This is a genomic window from Streptomyces sp. NPDC020362, assembly GCF_040642095.1.
Taxonomy (GTDB): Bacteria; Actinomycetota; Actinomycetes; order Streptomycetales; family Streptomycetaceae; genus Streptomyces.
Genome location: NZ_JBFAET010000049.1, coordinates 22,660 through 44,617, shown reverse-complemented (window position 1 = coordinate 44,617; position 21,958 = coordinate 22,660). Strand labels below are relative to the sequence as shown.

The following is a 21,958-nucleotide window of genomic DNA, read 5'->3' as shown; positions in this document are numbered from 1 at the left end:
GTCTCTTCCTTCCCTCACACCAGGGTCGGCTGCAACGCACCCTCATGGGTGAGCAGCCACATCTTGCGCTCCACCCCGCCGGCGTACCCGCGCATCGAGCCGTCCGTGCCGATCACCCGGTGGCAGGGGCGCACCAGCAGCAGGGGATTGGCGCCGAGGGCCTGCCCGACCGTGCGGATCCCCTCCCGGGGCACGCCGAGGCGCGCGGCCAGGTGGCCGTAGCTGACGGTGGTGCCGTACGGGATGTCCTCCAGCGCCCGCCACACCTGCCGGTGGAACGCCGTGCCGGTGACGGCGAGCGGCAGACGGAAGCGGGTGAGGCGGCCGTCGAAGTACGCGTCGAGCTGACGGCGCACCTCGGCGAACGCCCGGTCGTCCCGGTCCTGCGCACGCACCGCGGGCGCGCCGCGTCGCCCCGGGAGGGTCACGGAGGTGAGGGTGAGGCCGTCGGACTGCTCGCCGGTCAGCAGCAGTTCTCCGAGCGGGCTCGCGCAGGTGGTGTGGACGGTGTGCGTGGTCATCGGATCCTCCTGGGTCTCTCCGGGTCCGCCCTCGAGTCTGCTGCGCCCACCCACCCGGCCACCGGCGGAAATCGGACCTGGCCCTCGCCCCCTGTAGGTACCGCCGAAAAGATGGCCTGACCTGGTGGTATTTACGAGTAAGTACCCTCGCGGTACCGTGTGGGCATGCCAGCTCTCAACGTGGAGTTCAGCGAACGCGAACTAGAGGACCTGCGCCAGATCGCCAAGGAGCGCGGTACGTCGATGAAGGCGCTCGTGCGCGAGGCCGCCGCCGCCGACATCGCCCGGCACCGTGCGCTGCAGGAGGGCGCGGAGGCATTCCGGAGCTTCTTCACCGCCCATGCCGAGGAGTTCGCGGCCGCGTTCCCCGACGACGAGCCCCCCGCCAAGGGCGAGGCCGCCTGAACGATGTCCTCCGTCATCCATATCGACGTCCCGTGGCTGCTCCAGCGCCACGAGGAGGTTCTGCCCGACCAGCCCACGGTCGACGACTTCTCCGCGCTGGTCGCCGCCGTCGCCCGGCATCGCGTCGACCCGCCCCGGCTCGGTGTGGACTCCGACCCCGCCTGGCGGGCCGCGGCCCTGCTGCACACCCTCGCCGTCCTCAAGCCGCTGCCGGCGGCCAACGCCCGCTTCGCCTGCGCCACCGCCGTGGCCTACATGTTCACCAGCGGCGTCGGCATCGACCCGCCCTACGGCGCCCTCGTCGACCTCGCCCGCGACCTGATCTCCGGCAAGACCGACGTGTACGGCGCGGCCGACCGGCTCCGCTCCTGGCAGATCTGACACCGCCCGGCCGGCGGGGGAAGCCGCCGGGGCCGCCGGCCGGGGGCGGGAGGAACGGGCCGGCGGCCGGCTTCGCGCAGGAGAGCCGCCGTCCTGCGCGGGCCTTCCGAGAAGGGCCGTGACCCAGTCCACTCCCGGGGCGCGTGACTCGGGAGCGCGCGCGGCCCCCCGGTGTGTGCGCGCCCTTCACACGGGGCGCGGGCAATGCCGGAAACCGGCGTACCGGACCTGGCTCTGCGCCGGATTTCTGACTTTCTTTCAAACCTGTTGATGTCTTACGCGCGCCTTGTTGCGTGTGTGGAAGTTGTGCAAGGGTTGAAACACTCGTGCGGGGGATAATGGCCGGTGCTCTTACGGCAGTTGGGGAACCGGCCCGTCACGGCGCCGGTGAATTCCCGCTCCCCGCGCACGCGACCCAATGGTTCGCACCAACGCACCACACGCATCAAAGGAATCAACTCCGTGCCAACCCCCCACCCCCCTTGTCCGCCCTACCCGCCTCCCGGCGGCGATCCCGGAGAGTCCGACGAGTCCGTCGCCGGGCCCCTGCGTGCCGGTTCCGATGTGGAGGCCGCCCGGTCCGCCGCACTGCTGATGGCCCGGCACTGGCAGCCGGTGCAGGACTACGCGGTCATCTGTCTGGCCGCACCCGGGCCTCTCGCCCACATGGTCACTGCCACCGCCTTCCACCAGGTTCTCGACCGGCTCGCGTTCGGCGAAGGAGCCGACGCGCTGCGGCCCCGCCTGCTCGTGGCAGTGCGGGACACGGTCCTGAACTGGGCGACCGCGGACCGAATAGCCGCCATGCTGCCCGGCCTCCAGAAACCCGCCGGGGGCCGCGGTATGCGCACCGCGAAGTCCCTCATACCGGAAAACCGCGCACTGTCCGAACGTTCTTTCCATAGCCTTCCCCGGCTCGAACAGGCGTTGCTGTGGCACACCGAGGTCGAGGCCGAGCCGATAAACATCCCCGCGGGTCTGCTCGGCATGGATGTCGACAGCGCGGGGGTCGCACGCGAACAGGCCCGTGAGAAATTCCGGGAAGGCTGTGTCCGCGCGCACCGGGAACTCGCGCCCAGTACCGAATGCCGCCACTACAACCGCCTTCTCGACGGGCCGATCCGCCGGGGCGGACCCCTGCTGCCGGACGTCCAGCAGCACCTCGCCGCCTGCCCCTACTGCCGGTACGCCGCCGAGCAACTGGGGCAGATCGAGGCAGGCATCGGCGTGCTGCTCGCCGAAGCGGTCCTCGGCTGGGGCGCCCGCCGGTACCTCGACTCCCGGCCGGGCCGCCGGGGACCGGGCCCCACCCGCGCCCGCAGTGATTCCCGCCGCTCCGGCGGACGCCGGCGCGGCGGCGGAAAACCCGGGCTGCTGGGCCGGATCCCGGTGCCCGGCGGGCGCCGGAGCGGCGGCGCAGTGCCCGGGGAACTCGACGGGATCCCCGCGCCCGCGCATCGCGCCCGCGGGGCCGACCGGGCCGGCTGGTCGTCCAGGACGCTGCTCACCGGCGTCGGCGTCGCCTCGGCCGGACTGCTCGCGACGGTCCTGGTGATCAGCCTGTGGCCGCACGGCGGCGACGGCACCGACCCGGTCGCCTCCAAGGGCGCGGCGGGCGGCACCGACGCCCCGTCACCGCCCGCGTCCGCCACGGCGCCCGGTACGGCGGGCCTGCCCTCGGCCGGCCGGCCGACCCGGCTGCACAACGCCGCCGCCGACCTGTGCCTGGACATCAAGGGCAAGCCGGCCGCCGGCGCGGACGCGGTCCTCGCGGCCTGCTCCTCCGCGCCGACGCAGCAGTGGACGTACGACGCCGACGGGCTGCTGCGCAATGGCGCCGACTCCGGCCTGTGCCTGGACTCGCACGCCGACGCCGGCGTGGTCATCCTCGGCACCTGTCCCGACGCCGGCGCACAGCGCGGGGACGACGCGCGCTACGACCTCACCGTACGGGGCGAGTTGCTGCCCCGCTGGGACGAGACCCTCGCCCTCGCCCCGGCCGGTCAGGAAGCGGGCGCCGACATCGTCGTCAAGGTCCGGGACCGCTCCGCCGGGCAGCGCTGGCTGACCGACGGGCCGTCGGCCAGTCCCGGCTCCCTGTCCGTGGCCGGCACCGGCGGACGCTCCGCGCAGCCGGCGGAGCTGCCCGGGACGGGCACCTAGCACCCTGCGGAGGAGGACACCGCGGGAGCCCCCCCGGGGACGGGGCGGCCGTCCTCGAGGGCTCCCGCAACGCAACGACGGCCGGACCTCACATGTGTCCCTCGTCGAGGTCGTCCGCGGTGACCGTGCCGGGCGTGGCGTGTCCGGCCAGGGCAAGGGTGAGGTCGAACTCCGCGAGGAGACAGCGGATCACGTGCTCTACGCCCGCCTGTCCGTCCAGGCCGAGCCCGTAGACGTACGGGCGCCCGAGCAGCACCGCCCGCGCGCCGAGGGCGAGCGCCTTGAACACGTCGTCCCCGGTGCGCACTCCGCTGTCGAACAGCACGGTCAGCCGGTCGCCGACCGCGGCCGCGACGCGGGGCAGCGCGTCGGCCGCCGCTACGGAGCCGGCCACCTGCCGGCCGCCGTGGTTGGAGACCACCAGGCCGTCCATCCCGGCGTCCGCGGCGAGCCGGGCGTCGTCCGGGTGCAGGACGCCCTTGAGGACGATCGGCCCGTCCCAGTGGTCCCGCAGGAAGGCGAGGTCCGGCCAGGTGTGGCCGGCGTCCCCGAACAGGCCGAGGAAGTGCATCACCGCCGCGTTCGGATCCTCGTGCACAGGTTTGGCCAGGCCCGCCCGGAAGGCCGGGTCGGTGAAGTAGTTGGCGGTGCCCACCCCGTGCAGGAACGGCAGATACGCCTGGTCCAGATCCCGGGGCCGCCAGGCCAGTATCGGCGTGTCCAGCGTGACGACCAGCACCGTGAATCCGGCGGCCTTCGCGCGGGCGAGGAAACTCCGGGTCACCTCGCGGTCCTTGCCCCAGTACAGCTGGAACCACCGCTCCCCGTCCCCCATCGCCGCCGCCACCTGCTCCATCGGCGTGCTGGCGGCCGAGGACAGGACGTACGGCACGCCCTGCGCGGCGGCCGCCCGGGCGACGGCGGACTCGGCGTCCGGATGCATGATCGATACGGTGCCCACCGGAGCCAGCGCCAGCGGTGCCGGCAGGGCACGGCCCAGCAACTCCACCGACAGGTCGCGTTCCTGCACGTCCCTGAGCATGCGCGGGACGATGCGGCGCCGGGCGAGGGCGGCCCGGTTGGCGCGGGCCGTGCTGCCGTCGCCCGCGCTGCCCGCCACATAGCCCACCGGACCCGGCCCGAGCCGGTGTTCGGCCAGTTCCTCCAGGCGGGTCAGGTCGGTGGGCAGCCGGGGCACGGCACCCGTCATCCCGTTCAGATAGATCTCGTACTGGAAGTCCGCCCAGTGCTTCGCCATCCGGCCCTCCCGCCGCTCGTCGCTGAGGTGCGCTGCAGGCCGACGATACGGGCCGGCCGAAGCGGTGCACAGGCGCCCTCAGATCCGGGCGACCGCCCGTACCGGAGCGCCGTCCGCCCCGGGGATCCGCAGCGGGAAGAGGAACACCTCGATCTCGTCGGCGCCCACCAGCCGTTCCAGGCCGGTCAGGTTCTCGGCGATCACCCCGCCTGCGCCGCACAGCACCCGATGGGCCGGCAGGCCGGAGCCGGCGTGCGGATCGCCCGGCCCGGGAGTCGGGTCGACGCTGAGCGCGTCCACGGCCACGGTCCGGGCCCCGGCCCCCACGACGGCCTCGGCCGCCTCGGGAGTCAGCCAGGGGTGGGCGAGATACGCGTCGGTGCCCCAGTGCGCCGACCAGCCCGTGGCGAGCAGCAGCAGCGCGCCGGGTGCCGCCGCGAGCGCGTCGAGCGCGGAGGCCAGCAGGGCCGGGGTGATCGGCGCCCGGGCGGGCAGCCCCCGCACGTCGGCCACGACCGCGCGCCCGGCGAACCGGTCCAGCGGCAGCTCGTCCAGGCGGGGCCAGGCGTCGTCGATGTGGTACGGCGCGTCGACGTGCGTGCCGGACTGCGAACCCAGGTGCAGCGCCAGCACGTTGACGCCGTCGGCCGGCGCCCGCAGGGCGGGCGAGACCGTGACCTCCGGGTCGCCGGGATACACGGGCATCCCGGCGACCACGGGCACCGACAGATCGAGCCAGCCGGTCATCGGCCGCCCTCCGCCGCGAGCGCGGGCACGTCGGCCGCCGGGGCACCCGGTCCGGTGATCGGCGGCACCGGCGCCTCCACGGTACGAGCCAGTCGCGCCCCCTCGGGCCCGTAGGCCGCCCGGGGTTCGGGGAACAGCCGCAGGAGCGTCAGGAAAAGGATCGCGGCGACGGCGAGGGAGAGGGGAAGGCTGATGTCGACGCCGTTCGCGAGGTCGCCCAGCGGGCCGACGAACTGGCCGGGGATGTCGGTGAACAGCACGCCGATCACCGCGGACACCCACCAGGCGGTCATGCCGCGCCAGTTCCAGCCGTGTGTGAACCAGTAACGGCCGCCGCGCTGACGGCGGTTGAAGACCTGCAGCGCGTCCGGGTCGTACCAGCCGCGCCGGGTGTGGAAGCCCAGCATCATCACGACCATCCACGGTGTGGTGCAGGTGATGATCATCGTGGCGAACGTCGAGATGGACTGCACGAGGTCGAGGCCGAACCGGCCGATGAAGATGAACGCGATGGACAACACGCCGACCAGCAGCGTCGCCTGCACGCGGGACAGCCTCGGGAACACGGAGGAGAAGTCCAGGCCCGTGCCGTACAGCGAGGTGGTGCCCGTCGACATGCCGCCGATCAGGGCGAGCAGACACACCGGCAGGAAGAACCAGCCCGGCGAGATGGCCAGCAGCCCGCCCACGAAGTCGGGGGCGGCCGGGTCGACGTACTTGGGGGCCTTCGTCGCGATGATGCTCGCGGTGGCCAGGCCGAAGACGAACGGCAGCAGGGTCGCGAGCTGGGAGAGGAACGCGGCGCCGACCACCTTGCGGCGCGGCGTGGCCGCCGGGATGTAGCGCGACCAGTCGCCGAGGAAGGCGCCGAACGACACCGAGTTGGAGAGCACGATCAGGGCCGCGCCGATGAACGAGGGCCAGAACATCGACTGCGTCGCCGCGTTCGACGAGGCCGTGAACGCACCGGCGTACGACGGGTCGAAGTCACCGGCGAAGGCGATCGCGCCGAGCAGGAACAGCACGGTCGCCGAGGTCACGGCGATCTTGTTGACGAACAGCATGAACCGGAAGCCGTACACGCACACGGCCAGGACCAGCCCCGCGAACAGCGCGTACGCGACGACGTACGACAGGGTGTCGCGCTCCAGGCCGAACAGCCGGTGCGCGCCGCCGACCAGGGCGTCCCCGGAGCTCCACACCGAGATGGAGAAGAAGGCGACGGCGGTGAGCAGGGACAGGAACGAGCCGACGACACGGCCGTGCACGCCCAGGTGCGCCGAGGAGGACACGGCGTTGTTGGTGCCGTTGACCGGTCCGAACACGGCCATCGGGCACAGGATCAGGGTGCCCGCGACGACACCGAGGACGGTGGCCGCGAGTCCCTGCCAGAAGGAGAGCCCGAACAGGATCGGGAACGCGCCGAGGACGCAGGTGGAGAAGGTGTTGGCGCCGCCGAAGGCGACCCGGAAGAGGTCGAGCGGGGTTGCGGTGCGGTCCGCGTCCGGGATGCGCTCGACGCCGTAGGTCTCGACCTCGGTGAGGGACGGCGGCGCGGCGGGGGACTCGGGGGACTGAGGGGTCAAGGAGGGCTCCAGCGAGGTTGCGGCGGTGGAGCGCTTGGTGGCGCGGCAAGGGTGAACGACCGGTCGCTGCCGCAGGGGTGTGCGACGCGGGCGGGGGCCGTCCTCGAGGGGTCTGGCGACGGTACGGCGCCGCCGAAGACCCCTGCCAGAGGACGATTCATCCATCTGCACCGTCGTCGTTGGAGGAATCGGCCACCTCCTCGGCGTCCGGTCCCTGTGCCCGGACCCGCTGGACGTGTTCCAGGGACTCGCGCAGCTCGGTCAGCCAGTCGTCGGTGTGGCGCTGGACCAGGCGCACGCACCAGGCGAGGGCGTCACTGCGGCTGCGCGCGACGCCCCCGGCGATGAGGGTGTCCAGAACCTGCCGCTCGGGCTGCCGCAGCCGGGTCATCACCGGCGCCGCGACGTGCGTGAACAGGGCTCGCTGGGCACCGCACACCACGCCCCACGACACCTTGCGGCGGAACAGGTGCTCGGCCTCGCGGGCCACCTCGATCCGTTCCTCACGGGTGCGCTCCCGGAACTCCTGGATCCGTGCCTGCACGGCGGCCTCCCGCTCGGCGTCCGAGGCGCCCGTGGCGAGCCGGGGCTCGGGGATGCGCCCGATCACCGTGATCTCCTCGCGGTCAGCGGTCACCTCGGCCAGTTCCTCGAAGAGGTCGTCGGGCAGCCGGCCGGCGAACCAGCCGCGCAGCTTCTCTTTCTGCTCCGTTGTAATCATGTAATGAGGATTACTCCGTGCCCTCCATGAACGCAAGGAGTCGTGAAGAGGTCGTGAAGGGGTTCGCCGAGGGGCGAAGGCGGAATGTTTCAGGCCTATTAACGAGGCGGTCTTTTTCAGCCATGGGATCGCTCTCAGCGATCAAGAACCGCTCAGTTGTGCGGTCGAACTGCTCGGATTCCGTGACTTCACGCCACTGCTTCAACACGCAAGGTTACTGAAAGCTGTGGGTGGGATGTGTGTTTCGGAGGCGGACTCGGCAGAGTGGCGCTCGCCGCTCCGGCGCCGACCGGGTCGGAGTGGGCACCCGTCAATTCGAGCGGAAGGATGCATACAATGCGGAACCCCGCGCGCTGGGCAGCGATCTTCGGCCTCACGGCCACGACCGTCTGCGGACCCCTGATCGGGGCTGCCGCCGCTGCACCGGACGCCGCCCCGTCGTCGCTCTACGCCCCCTCGGCGCTGGTGCTCACCACCGGCCACGGCGACAACGCGGTCACGGCCACCCCGGAGCGCGCCGTCACCCTGAACTGCGCCCCGACGGCCTCCGGCACCCATCCTGCCGCGGCCCAGGCCTGCGCCGAACTGCGCGGCGTCGGCGGCGACTTCGCGGCCCTCAAGCCCCGTCCCGACGTGTGGTGCACCAAGCTGTACGACCCCGTCGTGGTCACGGTCCAGGGGGTCTGGCAGGGCAAGCGCGTCTCGTACGAGCGCGTCTTCGGCAACACCTGCGTGAAGGACGCTCTGGACAGCAGCGTCTTCGCGTTCTGAGGACCGGGATCGCAGGGTCTCCTTAGCGCCGGATCAGGCCCGCAAATGGGGAGTGCGGCCCCCTGGAGCGGGGATCTGCGATCTCGTACCGGGAGCGGTGGGCGGAGTGGGGCCGCCCTCCGGTTCCCGGGCACACAGCCGCTCCCCGGGCAGGTCCGTGGGGGGCCCGTCCCGGGGAGCGGCGAAAAACAACTGGTTTCGTCCGGCGCCGCGCTCTCATGTGCCCCGCCATGGTGTGCGCCGCGGCCACCAGGCCGGTACGGCCCGACGGTAGCGCTCGTAGTCCGCACCGAACCGGCGCACCAGCGCCGGCTCCTCGTACCAGCGGACGAAGGCCAGGCTCAGCAGCCAGGCGCCGGCGGCGTACACGAACAGCACCGGCCGCGCCAGCAGCAGCCCCTGCCCGGCCAGTACGGCGGCCACGGCCACGTAGATCGGATTGCGCACGTACCGGTAGGGCCCGCTCACCACCAGCCGTGCGGGCGGCGCGATCGGGGCAGGGGTGCCGAGGCCCTCCAGCGCGAACCGCGCGAAGGCCTCCAGGATCACGGCGGCGCCGGCCGTCAGGGGAACCAGGCCGAGCAGCCGCAGGGGCAGCCACCAGTCACCGGCCCGCCAGCCGCCGGTCAGCCACCACGGCACCAGTACGGCCGCGCTGCCCGAGACCAGGACCAGGAACAGGGCGGTGCCGAGCGCCGCCGACGCCTTGCGCACACCACCACCATGACAGCGTGAAGGGGCCGCCGTCTCCCTGCTGACGGCGGCCCCTTCGTCGTGGGCGGCGGCTACATGTGGACGACCGGTGCCGCTGCGGCGTCCTGTCGCGGAACCCCGCGCCGGTAGAGCAGGAACGCGAGGACCGTGCCCGCGGCGAAGAAGCCCGCCGACCACCAGAAGGCAGTGGTGTAGCTCTCGATCGTCGCCTGGGCCTGCGCCAGCTTGTTCGTGGGGTCGTGGTCCGCCAGGTAGTCGGTGGCGGCGCTCGCGGCGAGGGTGTTCAGCAGCGCCGTGCCGATCGAACCGCCCACCTGCTGCATGGCGTTGACGGTCGCCGAGGCGACACCCGCGTCCTCGGCCGCGACCCCGCCGGTGGCCAGCTGCATGGCCGGCGGCATCACCATGCCGAGGCCGACGCCGATGACGATCAGCTGCGGCAGCACCGCGCTGAGGTAGTGGGAGCCGAGGCCGATGCCGGTCAGCCAGGCCATGCCGGCCGTGGCGATCGCGAAGCCCAGCGGGATGACCGCCTTCGGGCCGATCCGGGGCAGCAGGACCGTGGTGCCGACCTGCGCGGTCACCATCAGCGCGCCGACCATCGGGAGGAAGGCCACGCCCGTCTTCGTGGGGCTGAAGCCGAGGTTGAGCTGGAGGTAGTAGGTCAGGAAGAGGAACACGCCGAACATGCCCGCGCCGGTGATCAGCACCGCGAGGAACGAGGCGCCGCGGTCGCGGTCGAGCAGGATGCGCAGCGGCAGCAGCGGGTGCGCGGCCCGGGTCTGCCACCAGGCGAAGGCCGCCAGCAACAGGCCGCCCGTGATCAGGAAGCCCCAGGTCAGCGGCGAACCCCAGTCGTGCGTCTCGGCGTTGGAGAAGCCGTACACCAGGGAGAACAGACCGGTGGCGACCAGGACCGTGCCCGGCACGTCCAGCTTGGCGTCCGCCGCGTCACGGTGGTTGCCCAGCAGCACCCAGCCGCCGGCGAAGGCGACGACCGCGATGGCCACGTTGACGTACAGGGTCCAGCGCCAGTCGAGCGCGTCCGTCAGCACACCGCCGAGCAGCAGGCCCACCGCACCGCCGGCGCCGGCGATCGCGCCGTAGACGCTGAACGCGCGGGCGCGCTCACGGGCGTCGGTGAACGTGGTGTTGAGCAGGGACAGCGCGGCCGGTGCGAGCAGCGCGCCGAAGGCGCCCTGCAGGGCGCGCGCGACGACCAGCATGGTGAAGCCGTTCGCCGCGCCGCCGAGCGCGGAGGCCGCCGCGAAGCCGACGACGCCGACGAGGAAGGCGGGCTTGCGGCCGAACAGGTCGGCGATCCGGCCGCCGAGCAGCAGCAGTGAGGCGAAGGCCAGCGCGTAGGCGGTCACGATCCACTGGCGGCTGCCGTCGGAGAAGCCGAGGTCGGCCTGGGCGGAGGGCAGGGCAATGTTCACGATCGTGGCGTCGAGCACCACCATCAGCTGGGCGACGGCGATGACCGCAAGGATCCACCAGCGTGTGGGGGAGGCGGCCGGCGGCGCCTCGACGGCGACCTCGGGGGCGCCGTCGGTCAGGGTCTTCTGGGCCATCGGAACTACTCCAGGGAAGTCGTTCGAAACAGGAAAGTGGGACACGGACAGCTCATAAACGAAACTGTTTCGTACGCTTCGAGGCTAGACCAGCTTGAGCGAAACGGCAACGTTTCGTTTCTCGGGACTCGTGCATTCCTTGACGGGCATATAACTCACGAGGCATATTGTCTGTATGTCCGACGCCGCACTCTGGAGCGCCCTCGCCGACCCCCACCGGCGGGCCATCGTCGCGCTGCTCCTGGAGCGGCCCCGGCCCGTCGGGGAGATCGTGGAGGCATGCGGGCTGAGCCAGCCGAGCACGTCCAAGCACCTGAAGGTGCTGCGACAGGCGGGTCTGGTCCGGGTCCGGCAGGACGCGCAGCGCCGCGTCTACGCACTCGACCCGGCTCCGATCGCCGCCCTCGACGCCTGGCTGGCGCCGTACCGCGCACTGTGGAACCGCAGCCTCGACGCCCTGGGCCGCCGCCTCGACGGGACGGGCGAGACGCCGGACGACACCTGAGCCCCCACCACGAAGGACCGAGCGCCATGTCCGTCGACCTCACCGGCACCTATCTGACCCTCGACGACGGCCGCCCCGCCGTTCGCTTCAGCCGCACCTACGACCACCCCGTCGACCGCGTCTGGCACTTCGTGACCGACCCGGACGAGCTGGCGGGGTGGTTCCCGTTCCAGGTCGCGATGGAACTGCGCGCGGGCGCACCCATCCGCTTCTTCGGCGAGCCGGGCACGCCGGAGTTCACCGGCCGGGTCCTCGCCGTCGACCCGCCCAGGCACCTCTCCTTCGCATGGGGCGGCGACGAACTCCACTTCGACCTGGAGGAGGCGGGCGACGGGCGGACCCGCTTCACGCTCACCGATGTCCTCGTCGCCGAGAACACCGCCGCCCGCAACGGCGCAGGCTGGGAGGTGTGCCTGGCCGCCCTGGACGCCAGGGCCCGCGGCGAGCGGTCCGAGGGCCCGCACGCCGGACCGGGCGCGCCCTGGAAGGAGTTCTACGACGGGTACGTCGGCGCCGGAGTGCCCTCGGGTGCACCCGTGCCCGGGCTGGAGTGAGGAGCCCGGTCCGGGGCGGCCGCGCCAGGGAGCCCCGGCGACCGAGGCGGACGGCGTGTCGCCGTTCTGCGCCTGGCGGGCGCGCTGGACGACCATGCCGGCGATCCCCGACAGAACACCGGAGTCGAGTTCCTGGTAGCCGCCGCCGTAGCTGACGCGGAGCACGACGGTGCCCGCCCGGGCGACGGTTGCCATGGCGTAGGTGTACTCCGAGCCGGTGCACTGCCGCTGGGGGAACGCGACGCTCTGGTCGCCGAGCCGGCCCAGCGACATCGACGAGACGTCGTCCCCGAACCGACCGGCCCGGCTCGGTGCCGGTAGCCCGCGGCCGCCGCGTCGGCGCTGTCGTACGCGTCGACGAGGATCGATGCCTGGTCGGAGCCGCCCGGGACGGCGTAGGCGACCTCGCCTTCGCTGAGCAGCCCCCCACAGCTGCCCATGGAACTGTCCGTCGTCCTCCTGGTGTTCGCCTTCTCCGAGAGCGACCAGCCGGAGGGCATGCTCTGCAGGTCCGGCAACACGCCCTTGGCGAGCGCGAGATCCCGGACCGGCGCCACCTTGGCCTGCCCGCCGGCGGGGTCGCCCACGTCCTTCAGGGGAGTCTGTGCGCCGTCGCCGTCCCCCGCGCCGGTCGCACCCGCCGACGTCGTGCCCTGTGCGCCGGAGTCTCGGCCGTCGACAACTCGCACCAGGCCGTAGACGGCGAGGCCGAGGATGACGGCCACGACCAGCACCAGGGCGGTCGGCTTGGCGCCTGTTCCGTTCGTCCTGTGAATGGTCAACGGGCCGAAGGTGATGGTGTTGCCCTTGGTGTGGGCGCCGAGCACAGCGGTGTTCATGTCCCGGCCCGCGTATCGCGGCGACGGTGCCTGCTGCCGGACCTCCTCGCGCAGCTGTATGGGCTGGTCCGCGAACGCGGCGTCCGCGCCGATGGCCGCGGTGAGGCGCCGCTCGACCTCGCCGGGCTCCTCGCCGATCCGGTCGAGAGCGGCGTTCCCCCCGGGGGAGGACCCCAGTCGCTCGCGCACCACCCGCACGACTTCCGCTCCCGCGGCCCCTTCCACCGTGCCCGCCGCCCCGCTCGACACCTGGTTCAGCAGCGGCATGATCCAGGCCGTCGACTCCGATGCTTCCACGCCCAAGGTATGGCCATGTGCATGACCGACAGAGCGGGCGTTTCCGGTCATGGGGGCGTCAGGTCGGCTGGCGCGCCATGGCGGCGTCAGGTCAGCTGCCGCCGCACCAACTCGTGCAGTCGGCCGCCGGTGTCGGCGAGCAGCTGTGCGGGCGCGCCCTGCTGGATGACCTTGCCGTCCTCCATCACGACGACCCGGTCCGCGTCCAGCACCGTCGACAGACGGTGGGCGATGACGATCCGCGTGGCATTCAGCTTGCGGGTGCTCTCGATGACGATGCGCTGCGTGTCGTTGTCGAGTGCGCTGGTCGCCTCGTCGAAGAACAGGATGCGGGGCCGCCGGATCAGCGCCTGGGCGATCATCAGGCGCTGCCGCTGTCCCCCGGAGATCGCGCCGTTGCCCGCGACGATGGTGTGCAGGCCCATCGGCATGCGCTTGATGTCCTCCGCCAGACCCGCCATCTCGGCCGCCGCCATCGCCTCCTCGGGCGTGTACGGCTCGGTGCCGCAGATGACGTCCAGGATGGAGCCGGTGAAGGGCTGCGCGTGCTGGAGGACGACCCCGCACTGGCGGCGCACGGCCGACTGGTCGAGGGCCGCCAGGTCCTGCCCGTCGTACAGGATGCTGCCCGAGACCGGCTTGTCGAAGCCGATGAGCAGGCGCAGCAGGGTCGACTTGCCGCAGCCGCTGGGCCCCACGACGGCCACGAACTCGCCCGGACGGACACTGAAGGACACATCGTCCAGCACGAGCGGGCCGTCGTCCGCGTAACGGAAGGAGAGCCGGCGGGCCTCCACGGCGCCGGACAGCGGGCCCGGGCGGGTGCTCGCCGTGCGCACCTCGGGCGTGGCGTCCAGGACCGGCCTGATCTCCTCGAACAGCGGCAGCGCCGCCACCGCCGACACCAGCGACCCGGTGAGCTGGGTGACCGAGGTCAGCACCATCGTCACCGACGTGTTGAAGGTGAGGAAGGCCGCCGCCGACATCGCACCCTTCGCCGGACCGGCCAGCAGCATGAACATCACCAGGGTGCACACCGGCAGATAGACCGCGCCCAGCACCGAGGTGAGGTTCTTGATCCGGCCGACCTTCTGCTGCAGCTCCCGGCTGCGCGCGAACTCCGCGGCCCAGGCGGCGTACGCGTAGTTCTCCGCGGCCGCCACCCGCAGCTTGGGCAGGCCCCGCAGGGTCTGGAACGCCTGGTTGTTCAGCTTGTTGCCGAGCACCACGAGACGGCGCTGCCAGCGCACCTGCCACAGCCCGAGCCCGAGGAACACCGCCGCAATGACGACGAGCATGCCGATCGCCGCGAGAGCCATCGGCACGCTGTACCACAGCAGCAGACCGAGGTTCATCGCACCGACCGTCACCGACTGTGCGACCACCGGGCCGACGCCCGCCAGCAGCCGCCGGATCGCGCTGATGCCCATGGCGGCACTGGCGAGTTCACCGGTCGAGCGCTGGGTGAAGAACCGGGTCGGGAGCCTGAGCAGCCGGTCCCAGACGGCGGGCTGGAGCGCCGACTCGATACGGCCCTCCAGACGCAGGATGGTCAGGTTCTCCAGCAGTGTGAACGCGGCCGACACGACGGCGCTGATCATCACCGCCAGACAGACCTGGACGATCAGGCCCGTCTGGGCCCTGGGCACGTACTCGCCGAGCACCTTGCCCGTCGCGATGGGCACCAGCGCGCCGATCGCCACCGTCACCAGCCCGGCGAGCATCAGGTTGAGCAGGTCGCCGCGGGTGCCGCGCAGGCTGAACCGGAGCAGCCCGAGCGGCCCGAGCCGTCGTTCGGGCAGCGGCCGGTAGAACATCACCGCGCGCGGCTCGAACTCCTCGGCGTTCGCCTTCTCGACCGGGGTCTCGCGTCCGGTCGCCGGCTGCACGGCCACATAGCCGCCGCGCCGCCACAGCAGGGCGACCGGCGCGCCGGACAGCGCCCGGTGCCCGATCAGCGGGCCCACGTTCTCCCGCCACCAGCGGCCGTCGAGCCGCACGGCTCGGGTACGCACCCGGGAGGCCAGGGCCACCCGCTCGACCGGGTCGAGGCGTTCGCTCTCGGTACCGCTCTGCGCGGGCTCGGCCAGGGTGATCCCGGCAGCCTCGGCGACCAGCTTGCAGGCCGCGTAGGAGGCGTCGGCGTCGGCGGCCGTCGTGCGTCGGGCCGAGCGCTTGCCGATGGCGGCGAGCAGCGTCCGGTCGGCCTGGGCGCGGACCGCCTCGCCGGCCTTGATCCCGGCGGCCGTGCGTGTCTCGTGGGTGCGCTCCAGCTGCTCGATCCACCGGTCCAGCGCGGTCAGCAGCCGGTACTGCTGGTCGACCAGGCTCTGCCACAGGGCAGGGTCCATCAGCAGATCCGCGGCCGCCTCCGCGCCGTACAGGGAGCCGTACTGCACGCTGCCGGGCGGCACCTGCATCCAGAACACGTCGTCGTCGTCCCCCACGCCCGACTGAGCTCCCGCGGGGGCACCCCCATGCGCCGCGGCCCGTTCCTCGGCCATCGGCGCCTGGAAGAGGACCGACAGACCGCGGCCGACGCCCAGCGCGAGGGCGTACTCCAGCGGGCTCGAAGCGGGCGGCACGTACTGGGGGTTGCCGTACTCGTCGTACGACCAGGTCTGGGTGTGCGCGCCCTGGTACAGCTCGCGCAGGTTGACGCGGTGGACCACACAGTCACGGACCGGGCGGGCCACCAGGGTGTGCTGGGGTCCCGCCACCGGGCCGAGCAGCAGCGATCCCGCCTCCAGCCGGCCGAGGTGGTGCCAGTGGCCCTGCTGGGCGGCGTCCACCGCGAACAGGTCCAGGGCGCCGGCCGCGACCAGCCACAGTACCTGCGGACCCTCCAGGTCCAGACGGTTGAACCCGGCGCAGTCGACCCGCGTGCCCAGCGAGCCGAGCGCGCCCACGACGAGGTCGCCCTCGTACCCCTCCTGCACTGTCGTCATCTCACCGCTCCCTGACCAGCGCGGCGTACGCGCCGCCGTGCGCCACCAGCTCCTCGTGCCGCCCGCGCTCGACGACCGTGCCGTGCTGGAGCACCACGATCTCGTCGCTGTCCCGGACCGTGCTCAGCCGGTGGGCGATCACCACACAGGCGCAGCCGCGCCGGCGCAGGTTGTCCATCACGACCAGCTCCGTCTCCGCGTCCAGCGCGCTGGTCACCTCGTCCAGGACGAGGATGCTGGGCCGCCGTACCAGCGCCCGGGCGATCTCCAGGCGCTGGCGCTGCCCGCCGGAGAAATTCCGGCCGTCCTGCTCCACCTTGCTGTGGATGCCGCCCGGCCTGCGCATAACGACGGCGTACAGGGCCGCGTCCTTCAGCGCCTCCACCACGGCCTCGTCCGGGACCGACGGATCCCACAGCGCCACGTTCTCGCGGACCGAGCCCTCGAAGAGGAACACGTCCTGGTCGACGAAGGAGACGGAGGAGGCGAGCGCGCCGCGCGGAATGTCCTCCAGGCGGCGGCCGTCGATGCGGATCACCCCGTCCCAGGGCGCGTACAGACCCGAGATCAGCCTGGAGACCGTGGACTTGCCGCTGCCCGAGCCGCCGACCAGGGCCACCTGCTGACCGGGTCCCACGGTCAGGTCGAAGCCGGTCAGCAGCGGCTGGTCCAGCGGGCTGTAGCCGAAGGTGACGTTCTCCAGTTCGACGTGCCCGTGCAGCCGGCGGGTGGAGTCGCCGCCGGTGCGGGCGTAGAGCGGATCGGCCTGGAAGTTCTCCACGTCCTTCAGCCGCGCCACGTCGGCCGCGAAGTCCTGGATGCGGCCCGCCACGCCGTTGAGCCGGGTCAGCGGGGCGGTGAAGCGGGTGACCAGCGCCTGGAAGGCGACCAGCAGACCCACCGAGATGTGCCCCTCGACCGCACGCATCCCGCCGATCCACAGGATCAGCGCGCTGTTGAGCGTGGCGAGCGTCGGCGCGACCACCCCGAGCCAGGCACTCGGCACGCCGAGCCGCTGCTGCTCCTCCAGCGTGGTGGCGTGCTGCCCGGCCCACTTGCGGAAGTAGCCGTCCTCGCCGCCGGTCGCCTTCATCGTCTCGATCAGCTGAAGACCGGTGTACGACGTGTTGGTGAGCCGGGCCGTGTCCGCGCGCAGCTTCGCCGTCCGGGTCGCGCGCAGCCGTACGACCAGCCGCATCGCCACCACGTTCAGCAGGGCCACGCCGATGCCGAGGAAGGTCAGCTGCGGGTCGTAGGTGTAGAGCAGCACGGCGTACAGCACGACCACGATCGCGTCCACGCCCGCCGCCGCGAGGTCGCGGGCCAGCGTCTCGGCGACCTGGTCGTTGGACTGCAGCCGCTGCACCAGGTCGGCCGGGCTGCGCTGGGAGAAGAACGTGACCGGCAGCCGCAGCAGATGGCGCAGGAAGCGGGCGCTGGAGAGGGTGGAGGAGATGATCCGGCCGTGCAGCAGATTGGCCTGCTGGAGCCAGGTCAGCACCAGGGTGAGCAGCACACAGGTGGCCATCGACGCGAACAGCACGCCCAGCAGCGAGGTCTGCCCGCCGATGAGGAACATGTCGATGTAGGTGCGGCTGAGCGCGGGCACCGCCGCGCCCACCGCCACCAGCAGCAGGCTGGCCAGGACCGCGGCGGGCAGGGTGCCCGCGGTGCCGCGCAGCCGGGCCGGCATCGCGCCGAGCACGCCCGGCCTGCGGCCGCCCTTGGTGAAGCCGTCGCCCGGCTCCATCACCAGCACGACACCGGTGAAGCTGCCGTCGAACTCCTCCATGGGCACGAACCGGCGGCCCTTGGCGGGGTCGTTGATGTACACCCCGCGCCGGCCGAAGCGGCGGCCCATGCCGTCGTAGACGACGTAGTGGTTGAACTCCCAGAACAGGACGGCCGGTGCCGCGACCTCGGCGAGGGCCGCGAGGTCCATCTGCATGCCCTTGGCCGTGAGGCCGTAACTGCGGGCCGCCTTCAGCAGGTTGCTGGCACGCGAGCCGTCGCGGGAGACACCGCAGGCGATGCGCAGCTCCTCCAGCGGTACGTGCCGGCCGTAGTGGCCCAGCACCATCGCGAGGGAGGCGGCGCCGCACTCGACGGCCTCCATCTGGAGGACGGTGGGGGTACGGACCGTGCCGCCCCGGGACTTGGGGACCGGGCGCCGGGCCGGGGCTGCTCGTCTGCGGCCTCGGGCTTCCTGGGTGGTGCTCACGGCAGCAGCCAATCGACGGGACGCTGGTCCGCCAGCCGGATCGAACCGGAGGCGAGGGTCATGGAGTCGAGCCGGTACGGCGGCCCGTCCGCGGACGACCACCGGTAGCCGCTCTTCGTGGACGCGGACTTGTCCAGTGCGACCAGCACGGCCACCGGGCGGCCCTTCTTGGTGAACTGCTCACCGAGCTGGCTGTCGCCGAGGAACGCGGCGATGGACTGGGCGGACTGTGCGGTGCGGTCCACCGACTTCACATGCCCGCGCAGCACGCCGTACTGCTGGGTCGGCACCGACGACACGGTCAGGTCCACCGCGGCGTGCGCCGGGACGGCCGCGGCGTTCTCGGCGGGGACGTACACCGTGGCGTACAGCGGGTCGGAGGCGTGCGCGACCTTCTCGACGGCGGCCACGTTGGCGCCGGTCTGGATGATCTGGCCGATGGTGGCGGCGAGCGCGGTGACGCGGCCCGCGGCGACCGTGCGGACCACCGAGTCGCCCTGACTCGTGCGCACCTTGAGGACGGGGGCGTCGGCGGGCAGCCGTTCGCCCTGCTTGGCGAGTACGGCGGTGACCTGGCCGGCCACGGGGCTCTGCAGCAGATAGCTGCCCTGCCCGTGGGTGAGGATGGCCTGCGCGCCGACCGTGGAGGCGACCGAACCGGTCACCGCCCACACCGAGGCCGCAGCCATGACGACGACGGTGACGCCGAGCGCGAGCCAGCCCTGGGGACGGGCCAGCCGCACCGGAAGGTCCAGCTCCTCCGGCGACTGGAGCTTGGCGAGGGCCTGTTGGCGGAACTGCACGGAACTTCCCTCACCCGAGGAGAGACATCGCTACGACAGGGTTCGGGTGCCTTCAGGCACCCGAGAGTCCCGGAGCCGGGGGGCGGCTCCGGGACTTCGGTTGCACCGAGGTGCGATCAGAGACCGGCGACCAGGCCGGAAACCGGGGCCACGTTCAGGCCGGTGACACCCTCGACGGTGCCGACGGCCGTGTCCACCAGGCCGGAAACCGGGGCGAGGCCGTTCACGGCGCCGGTCACGGTGTTCAGGGCGTTGACGGACAGACCACCGGAAACGTTGTCCAGCTCGGCGTCCGAGATCTCGACGGTCTCAACCTGGGGGGTGGAGTTCATGGTGGAACTTCCCTTCGTATGGATATTTCACAAGGGGGAAAGCGGCCCCCTCTGGGGACAGACGGACGGCCGCGCACCGCGGGCGCCGGGTCTCCGTTTCCGGAGGCCCGGGGGGAGCCCTGCGGTGCGATGGATCAAAGCACGCACGCGGGGCGCGCTTCCAATCAACCAGGCCTCTCACCAGGGAACTTGGCTCCCGCAGGGGCCCATCCGTGCAGGTGCGCGCACGCCTTGTCGGCGACTCCTTCACATGGCACACCGCATCGCCGCACCCCGGCTCTTGTCCGTGCGACCGCGAATCCGGCACTCCGCGCCAAAGGCGTACCGGGGGGCGTGCGGATGTGCAGAACCAGGGGCGGCGGTGACTTGGTTGAGTATTCAATGTGCAGATTCCCTGAAGCAGGGATTCCGGTACGTGTTCGGAACGGACCGTTGCCGATCAGTGGCTGAGCGTGTCAGCCCATGAGTGCATAGACCGTGCTCGCGCGCGCCGCGAGGGCGCCCGAACCGGCGTCGCTCAGCGTGATGTCCGCGAACGCCGTCCGCCGGCCCAGCTTGGTCAGGACCGCTTCGATCAAGACATCCGAACCGGTCACCGCCCGCTGGAACGACGTCGATTGCTGCACGGTCGTCATCGGCACGAAGCCACCCCGCGCGGCCGAGACCGCGATCACCGTCGCCGTGTCGGCGGCCGCCATCAGCGCCTGCCCCGACAGGCCCCCGCCTTCCCGGGCCAGCCGGTCCGACCAGGGAAGACGCAGGATCGCGCGGTCCTCGCCCACCGCCTCCACGGACAGCCCGAGGTCGAGGACCCAGGGGGCGAAGCGGTCGGAGAGGATCTTGTCGGCTTCAGCGGTGGTCATCGTCATATGGGGGATTCTTCCCGGCCGGACGGCCCGACACGCGGTGCGTGGCCGATTCCCGGTCACGGGACGGAAGTTGGCAAGCGGAATTGAACGCACCGTGTGACCCGCCCGTACCTACAGCCATCCAGGCGCCCCCGATCAACTGCCCGACAGCGGCAGACCCCCGTCCCCAGGAGGTCGAGAAGTTTGAGTCACAAGCGAATGCCCAAGCGCAAGGCCGCGATAGCGGTGGGCGGTGTCGCGGCGCTCGGAGCAGCGGCCCTTCTGCTGCCCAACGCCAACGCGTCCCAGGGCAAGAACGATGCCTCGGGAGCCGCCGGCACCGCGAAGACCCTGAAGGCCTCGGACGCCTCGAATCTCGCCGCGCAGCTGCAGAAGGCGCTCGGCGACGCCGTCGCCGGCTCCTACTACGACAGCGGCAAGAAGCAGCTCGTCGTGAACGTGGTCAGCGGCGACAGCAACGTGGTCGTCCAGGCGAAGAAGGCCGGTGCGCTGGTCCGCCAGGTCGAGAACAGCACCGCCGAACTCAAGGCCGCCGCGCACACCCTGAAGACCAGGGCGACCATCCCGGGCACCGCCTGGGCCGTCGACCCGCGCACCGACAAGGTCGTGGTCACCGCCGACTCCAGCGTCACCGGCGCCAAGTGGGACAAGCTCCAGTCGACCGTGCGGAGCCTCGGCTCGGGCATGGCGACCCTCAAGAAGTCCTCCGGTGCCTTCAAGACCTTCGTCTCGGGCGGCGACGCCATCTTCTCCCAGGTGCAGGGCGGCAATGTGCGCTGCTCCCTCGGCTTCAACGTCAAGGCATCCGACGGCAGCCCGGCGTTCCTGACGGCCGGTCACTGCGGAGTCGCCGCCAAGGACTGGTCCGACTCCCAGAACGGCCAGCCCATCGCCACCGTCGACCAGGCCAAATTCCCGGGCAACGACTTCTCCCTCGTGAAGTACAACGACGCCACCACCCAGGCGCCCAGCGAGGTCAACGCCGGCAACGGCCAGACCGTGCAGATCACCCAGGCCCAGGACGCCACCGTCGGCGAGACCGTGTTCCGCATGGGCTCGACCACCGGTCTGCACAACGGCCAGGTGACCGGCCTCGACGCCACCGTCAACTTCCAGAGCGAGACGAACCCGGGCGGCGTCGACACCGTCAACGGCCTGATCCAGACGAACGTCTGCGCCGAGGCCGGCGACAGCGGCGGCTCCCTGTTCACCCAGGAGGGCGGCGCGGTCGGCCTCACTTCCGGCGGCAGCGGCGACTGCACCAACGGCGGCGAGACCTTCTTCCAGCCGGTCACCGCCGCCCTGCAGGCCACCGGCGCCACCCTCGGCGACGGCGGCAACGGCGCGGGTGGCCAGGCGGGCGCCGGTGACCAGAGTGGTTCGGCCGATCCCTCGGCCTCGGCCGGTGACCAGTCCGGCGCCGGCGACCAGGCGGGCGGCAACCAGATCGGCGGCTCCGCCGACCCGTCCGCCTCGGCCGGCGACCAGAGCGGCGCGGGCGCCGGCGACCAGAGCGGCGCCGGCGCGGGCAGCGGCGACCAGTCCGGCGCAGGCACCGGTGACCAGTCCGGCGCGGGCACCGGTGACCAGTCCGGTGCGGGCACCGGCGACGGGTCGTCGTCCCTCACCGGGAGCAACTGATCCGCCCGCAGCGGGACCTCGGGGTCACCCGGGCCGTCTCGTGACTCCCTGACCGGCCCACAGCGGGCCCGACGACAGGAACGGTCCGGCCCTCCCGCGGGAGGGCCG

The 21,958-nt window shown here is 72.1% G+C and carries 20 protein-coding genes; 7 read left to right on the top strand and 13 right to left on the bottom strand.

The window, feature by feature from the left end:
• Positions 1-14: 14 nt before the first annotated feature.
• Complete coding sequence (locus AB0H32_RS19850) at positions 15-521, bottom strand: methylated-DNA--[protein]-cysteine S-methyltransferase (protein ID WP_361121896.1); 507 nt, start codon at positions 519-521, stop codon at positions 15-17.
• Positions 522-686: 165 nt separating this feature from the next.
• Here AB0H32_RS19850 and AB0H32_RS19845 point away from each other — a divergent pair, with 165 nt between their 5' ends.
• From AB0H32_RS19845 to AB0H32_RS19835, 3 genes are all read left to right on the top strand, one after another.
• Positions 687-926 carry a hypothetical protein gene (locus AB0H32_RS19845; RefSeq protein ID WP_225829764.1) on the top strand — a complete coding sequence of 80 codons (240 nt, stop codon included), beginning with the start codon at positions 687-689 and terminating at the stop codon, positions 924-926.
• A gap of 3 nt (positions 927-929) precedes the next feature.
• A complete protein-coding gene (locus AB0H32_RS19840) occupies positions 930-1,307 on the top strand; it encodes a toxin Doc (RefSeq protein WP_361121893.1) in 378 nt (125 codons plus the stop codon).
• Between the two features lie 462 nt (positions 1,308-1,769).
• Positions 1,770-3,470, top strand: coding sequence for an RICIN domain-containing protein (locus tag AB0H32_RS19835; protein ID WP_361121890.1), 1,701 nt, complete (start codon positions 1,770-1,772; stop codon positions 3,468-3,470).
• Between the two features lie 88 nt (positions 3,471-3,558).
• Here the strand turns inward: AB0H32_RS19835 and AB0H32_RS19830 are convergent, their stop codons facing one another.
• The 4 genes from AB0H32_RS19830 to AB0H32_RS19815 all read right to left on the bottom strand — a co-directional run bounded on the left by AB0H32_RS19830 (position 3,559) and on the right by AB0H32_RS19815 (position 7,782).
• Complete coding sequence (locus AB0H32_RS19830; protein ID WP_361121887.1) at positions 3,559-4,728, bottom strand: lactate 2-monooxygenase; 1,170 nt, start codon at positions 4,726-4,728, stop codon at positions 3,559-3,561.
• Between the two features lie 78 nt (positions 4,729-4,806).
• Positions 4,807-5,475 (bottom strand): cyclase family protein, encoded by a 669-nt coding sequence (locus AB0H32_RS19825; protein WP_361121884.1) that lies wholly within the window; start codon positions 5,473-5,475, stop codon positions 4,807-4,809.
• Positions 5,472-7,061 (bottom strand): cytosine permease, encoded by a 1,590-nt coding sequence (locus AB0H32_RS19820; RefSeq protein WP_361121881.1) that lies wholly within the window; start codon positions 7,059-7,061, stop codon positions 5,472-5,474. The genes AB0H32_RS19825 and AB0H32_RS19820 overlap by 4 nt, the downstream gene beginning before the upstream one ends.
• Before the next feature lie 157 nt (positions 7,062-7,218).
• Positions 7,219-7,782, bottom strand: a complete 564-nt coding sequence (locus AB0H32_RS19815; RefSeq protein WP_361121878.1) for a hypothetical protein — start codon at positions 7,780-7,782, stop codon at positions 7,219-7,221.
• 336 nt (positions 7,783-8,118) lie between these two features.
• Between AB0H32_RS19815 and AB0H32_RS19810 the strand changes: the two genes are divergently transcribed.
• Entirely contained in the window at positions 8,119-8,553 is a 435-nt protein-coding gene (locus AB0H32_RS19810) for a protease inhibitor (protein WP_361121875.1), read from the top strand.
• Positions 8,554-8,769: 216 nt separating this feature from the next.
• Here AB0H32_RS19810 and AB0H32_RS19805 read toward each other — a convergent pair whose 3' ends face one another.
• Both AB0H32_RS19805 and AB0H32_RS19800 read right to left on the bottom strand, forming a co-directional pair.
• Positions 8,770-9,267 carry an isoprenylcysteine carboxylmethyltransferase family protein gene (locus tag AB0H32_RS19805; RefSeq protein ID WP_361121872.1) on the bottom strand — a complete coding sequence of 166 codons (498 nt, stop codon included), beginning with the start codon at positions 9,265-9,267 and terminating at the stop codon, positions 8,770-8,772.
• A gap of 71 nt (positions 9,268-9,338) precedes the next feature.
• Entirely contained in the window at positions 9,339-10,841 is a 1,503-nt protein-coding gene (locus AB0H32_RS19800; protein WP_361121869.1) for an MFS transporter, read from the bottom strand.
• A gap of 175 nt (positions 10,842-11,016) precedes the next feature.
• Here AB0H32_RS19800 and AB0H32_RS19795 point away from each other — a divergent pair, with 175 nt between their 5' ends.
• Both AB0H32_RS19795 and AB0H32_RS19790 read left to right on the top strand, forming a co-directional pair.
• A complete protein-coding gene (locus AB0H32_RS19795; RefSeq protein ID WP_361121866.1) occupies positions 11,017-11,346 on the top strand; it encodes a metalloregulator ArsR/SmtB family transcription factor in 330 nt (109 codons plus the stop codon).
• A gap of 26 nt (positions 11,347-11,372) precedes the next feature.
• Positions 11,373-11,900: an SRPBCC family protein gene (locus AB0H32_RS19790; protein WP_361121863.1), complete on the top strand. Its 528-nt coding sequence runs from the start codon at positions 11,373-11,375 to the stop codon at positions 11,898-11,900.
• Here AB0H32_RS19790 and AB0H32_RS19785 read toward each other — a convergent pair.
• From AB0H32_RS19785 to AB0H32_RS19760, 6 genes are all read right to left on the bottom strand, one after another.
• The gene (locus AB0H32_RS19785) at positions 11,840-13,036 is read right to left on the bottom strand and encodes a hypothetical protein (RefSeq protein ID WP_361121861.1); all 1,197 of its coding nucleotides are present in this window, start codon (positions 13,034-13,036) and stop codon (positions 11,840-11,842) included. The two genes, AB0H32_RS19790 and AB0H32_RS19785, sit on opposite strands and share 61 nt — an antisense overlap.
• 86 nt (positions 13,037-13,122) lie before the next feature.
• On the bottom strand, positions 13,123-15,984 hold the full coding sequence (locus tag AB0H32_RS19780) for an NHLP bacteriocin export ABC transporter permease/ATPase subunit (protein ID WP_361121859.1): 2,862 nt from the start codon (positions 15,982-15,984) through the stop codon (positions 13,123-13,125).
• Between the two features lies 1 nt (position 15,985).
• Positions 15,986-18,205 (bottom strand): NHLP family bacteriocin export ABC transporter peptidase/permease/ATPase subunit, encoded by a 2,220-nt coding sequence (locus AB0H32_RS19775; protein WP_361121857.1) that lies wholly within the window; start codon positions 18,203-18,205, stop codon positions 15,986-15,988.
• On the bottom strand, positions 18,202-19,008 hold the full coding sequence (locus AB0H32_RS19770; protein ID WP_361121855.1) for an HlyD family efflux transporter periplasmic adaptor subunit: 807 nt from the start codon (positions 19,006-19,008) through the stop codon (positions 18,202-18,204). Before AB0H32_RS19770 ends, AB0H32_RS19775 begins: the two co-directional genes overlap by 4 nt.
• Before the next feature lie 116 nt (positions 19,009-19,124).
• On the bottom strand, positions 19,125-19,340 hold the full coding sequence (locus tag AB0H32_RS19765; protein ID WP_073890947.1) for a hypothetical protein: 216 nt from the start codon (positions 19,338-19,340) through the stop codon (positions 19,125-19,127).
• A 455-nt stretch (positions 19,341-19,795) separates the two neighbouring features.
• On the bottom strand, positions 19,796-20,209 hold the full coding sequence (locus AB0H32_RS19760) for a PaaI family thioesterase (RefSeq protein ID WP_361121853.1): 414 nt from the start codon (positions 20,207-20,209) through the stop codon (positions 19,796-19,798).
• A 183-nt stretch (positions 20,210-20,392) separates the two neighbouring features.
• On the opposite strand from AB0H32_RS19760, the gene AB0H32_RS19755 reads away from it, so the two are divergent.
• Positions 20,393-21,850 carry an alpha-lytic protease prodomain-containing protein gene (locus AB0H32_RS19755; RefSeq protein ID WP_361121851.1) on the top strand — a complete coding sequence of 486 codons (1,458 nt, stop codon included), beginning with the start codon at positions 20,393-20,395 and terminating at the stop codon, positions 21,848-21,850.
• Positions 21,851-21,958 lie beyond the last annotated feature (108 nt).

What these genes read in the sequence shown, in the direction of transcription:
- AB0H32_RS19850 (WP_361121896.1), bottom strand. Translation starts at nt 521, where the DNA reads ATGACCACGCACACCGTCCACACCACCTGCGCGAGCCCGCTCGGAGAA.
- AB0H32_RS19845 (WP_225829764.1), top strand. Translation starts at nt 687, where the DNA reads ATGCCAGCTCTCAACGTGGAGTTCAGCGAACGCGAACTAGAGGACCTG.
- AB0H32_RS19840 (WP_361121893.1), top strand. Translation starts at nt 930, where the DNA reads ATGTCCTCCGTCATCCATATCGACGTCCCGTGGCTGCTCCAGCGCCAC.
- AB0H32_RS19830 (WP_361121887.1), bottom strand. Translation starts at nt 4,728, where the DNA reads ATGGCGAAGCACTGGGCGGACTTCCAGTACGAGATCTATCTGAACGGG.
- AB0H32_RS19825 (WP_361121884.1), bottom strand. Translation starts at nt 5,475, where the DNA reads ATGACCGGCTGGCTCGATCTGTCGGTGCCCGTGGTCGCCGGGATGCCC.
- AB0H32_RS19815 (WP_361121878.1), bottom strand. Translation starts at nt 7,782, where the DNA reads ATGATTACAACGGAGCAGAAAGAGAAGCTGCGCGGCTGGTTCGCCGGC.
- AB0H32_RS19810 (WP_361121875.1), top strand. Translation starts at nt 8,119, where the DNA reads ATGCGGAACCCCGCGCGCTGGGCAGCGATCTTCGGCCTCACGGCCACG.
- AB0H32_RS19800 (WP_361121869.1), bottom strand. Translation starts at nt 10,841, where the DNA reads ATGGCCCAGAAGACCCTGACCGACGGCGCCCCCGAGGTCGCCGTCGAG.
- AB0H32_RS19795 (WP_361121866.1), top strand. Translation starts at nt 11,017, where the DNA reads ATGTCCGACGCCGCACTCTGGAGCGCCCTCGCCGACCCCCACCGGCGG.
- AB0H32_RS19790 (WP_361121863.1), top strand. Translation starts at nt 11,373, where the DNA reads ATGTCCGTCGACCTCACCGGCACCTATCTGACCCTCGACGACGGCCGC.
- AB0H32_RS19780 (WP_361121859.1), bottom strand. Translation starts at nt 15,984, where the DNA reads ATGACGACAGTGCAGGAGGGGTACGAGGGCGACCTCGTCGTGGGCGCG.
- AB0H32_RS19765 (WP_073890947.1), bottom strand. Translation starts at nt 19,340, where the DNA reads ATGAACTCCACCCCCCAGGTTGAGACCGTCGAGATCTCGGACGCCGAG.
- AB0H32_RS19760 (WP_361121853.1), bottom strand. Translation starts at nt 20,209, where the DNA reads ATGACGATGACCACCGCTGAAGCCGACAAGATCCTCTCCGACCGCTTC.